3 protein-coding genes are annotated in these 2,500 nt (G+C 55.1%); 2 read left to right on the top strand and 1 reads right to left on the bottom strand.

Annotated elements, in window-relative coordinates; genetic code table 11:
- The coding region (locus AC1D17_RS28490) for a LysR family transcriptional regulator (RefSeq protein ID WP_477568565.1) at positions 1-185 on the bottom strand (185 nt) is incomplete at its 3' end.
- Between the two features lie 243 nt (positions 186-428).
- Between AC1D17_RS28490 and AC1D17_RS28495 the strand changes: the two genes are divergently transcribed.
- Together AC1D17_RS28495 and AC1D17_RS28500 are read left to right on the top strand one after the other, a co-directional pair.
- Positions 429-1,559 carry an alcohol dehydrogenase family protein gene (locus AC1D17_RS28495; RefSeq protein WP_477568566.1) on the top strand — a complete coding sequence of 377 codons (1,131 nt, stop codon included), beginning with the start codon at positions 429-431 and terminating at the stop codon, positions 1,557-1,559.
- 11 nt (positions 1,560-1,570) lie between these two features.
- Positions 1,571-2,500: mandelate racemase/muconate lactonizing enzyme family protein (locus AC1D17_RS28500; protein ID WP_477568567.1), on the top strand; the 930-nt coding region annotated here is incomplete at its 3' end.

A 2,500-nucleotide genomic window follows, 5' to 3' on the forward strand; every position in this document is an offset into this window, starting at 1 on the left:
CCTTTAGGTCTTCTGACGAAGAGTATCACACCGATCTCCTCCTCGATCGCCTTGATCTGTCGGCTCACTGCGCCGGGTGTGACGTTCAACTCGGCGGAAGCCAGAGTCAAACTGGAGTGACGAGCCGACGCCTCGAATGCAGCAAGCGCTGTCAACGACGGAAGATCATAAAAGCGGCGAACCACTGCAACCTCTCAATGGTGGAAGAGGTGCCACACTGAAGGCCACTATCTCCCTTATCTCCATAATTTTGGGGACTCGATCATGAGAGTTGATTTCAAGTCAAGGCATCGCTGAGTTTTAGTCGAGTTGCATGCGGCGGCCACTCAGTTATTCGTTCTAAATCATGATTTTATAGATCAGCGCCTCCCACTCAACGCCCCTTGTGCATTGGAGGGCGCGGTGGATTGGCGAGAGGACAGAACTTAATGGGTATCGATGTCTCAAAAGCGGACCAGAAACGCGCCTTAGACTTACCAAGCTTGATGAATGGCATTCTATTAGTCGGTCACGGTGGCTTTGAAAAACTCGAATTTCATAACAATATCCCTGTCCCGGTACCTGAGGCAGGGGAGGTCCTAATTCGTGTCAAAGCGGCTGGCGTTAACAACACCGACATCAATACCCGAATTGGTTGGTACTCCAAGGGGGTGAAAACCGGGACCGACACCGGAGCAACCGATGGCTTTGCATCAGCTCAGGACGACGACGCAAGTTGGTCTGGTGTTGCTCTAACTTTTCCAAGGATTCAAGGTGCTGATTGCTGCGGATATATCGTGGCCGTTGGGGTCGGCGTGAACCCTGACAGAATCGGCGAGCGGGTCTTGGTGCGCAACATGCTCCGTTCTTACGTCGACTACCGATCGTATGAGTGTTGGACGTTCGGCTCTGAGTGCGACGGTGGTTTCGCGCAATACGCTAAGGCGCCAGCGAGGGAGACGTACAAGGTTGAGTGCGGCTGGACAGACATTGAACTGGCCTCGATTCCCTGCGCGTACTCGACGGCTGAGAACATGCTTCACCGGGTAAACGTGCGCGAGGGCGAGCACGTCGTAATTTCGGGGGCATCGGGCGGGGTAGGGTCGGCTGCTGTTCAGCTGGCAAAGCGGCGCGGCGCTTATGTCACTGCGATTGCGGGGCGTGACAAGACGCAGCTGCTGCTGGACCTGGGTGCTGACCAGGTTGTTGCGCGTGACGAGGACCTTGTGGCCAAGCTGGGCAAGGAATCGGCTGAGGTCGCATTGGATGTCACCGCTGGACCCGGTTTCCCGTCTTTGCTTGACGTCCTCAAAAAGGGCGGTCGCTACGCGGTGGCCGGCGCGATCGCTGGACCACTTGTCGAACTGGACGTGCGGAACCTTTATCTGAAGGACCTGAGTTTCTTTGGTTGTACCTTTCAAGATGATGTCGTTTTTGAAAACCTGATCTCTTACATCGAACGTGGCGAAATCCGTCCGCTGGTTGCCAAGATCTATCCACTCGAAGAGATCGCCGAAGCTCAAAAGGCGTTTTTGTCCAAATCGATCGTTGGCAAGATCGTTCTCAAAATTCCTGCGTGAGAGATGCAAAAATGAACAATTTAAAGATTGAACGTATCGACGTATTCAAGGTGGATTTGCCCTATTCCGGTGGGGTCTACCGGCTGTCCGGTGGCAGAGAATACCGAAGCTTTGATGCGACATTCGCGCGCATCACAACAGATAACGGAATTGAAGGGTGGGGCGAGAGCACACCATTCGGTTCGACCTACATCGCTTCCCATGCCATGGGTGTGCGTGCGGGTATAGCGGAAATTGCTCCAAGCTTGATCGGCCTCGATCCACGACATGTGGATCGCATCAACGAGGCGATGGACAACGCGCTTGTTGGACATCTTCATGCAAAGACCGCGCTGGATGTCGCCTGCTGGGATGTCTTCGGCAAGTCGGTCGGAATGCCGGTATGCGACCTGCTGGGCGGACGCACCAATATCGCGATGCCGGTGATCTCGTCAATCTATGTCGGCGACCCCGAAGATATGCGAAACCGTGTCGAAAAGCACAGAAAGATGGGCTATCGGGCTCACTCGGTGAAGATCGGCGACGATCCGCAGACTGACGCAGCAAGAATTGCCGCGTCACTTGCCGACAAGAAGCCGGGCGAGTTTTTCATCGTCGATGCGAACGGTGGCATGACGGTGGAATCTGCTCTTAGAATGCTCCGTTTGTTGCCGCCCGGCTTGGATTTCGTTTTGGAGGCGCCATGCGCCACCTGGCGCGAATGCGTGTCATTGCGCCGCCGCACCGATGTACCGATCATTTTTGACGAACTCGCGACTTACGATGCATCGATCGTCCAGTTGATCGGACTCGATGCCGCCGACGTCATCGGCCTCAAAAWATCGAAAAACGGCGGGCTGACGAGAGGGGTTCGTCAACGCGAAATCTGTTTGGCCGCGGGCTACACGGTTAGCGTCCAGGAGACGACCGGGTCGGATTTCGCATTCGCCGCGATCGTTCAC

Source organism: Pararhizobium sp. P1_E7, assembly GCF_056405855.1.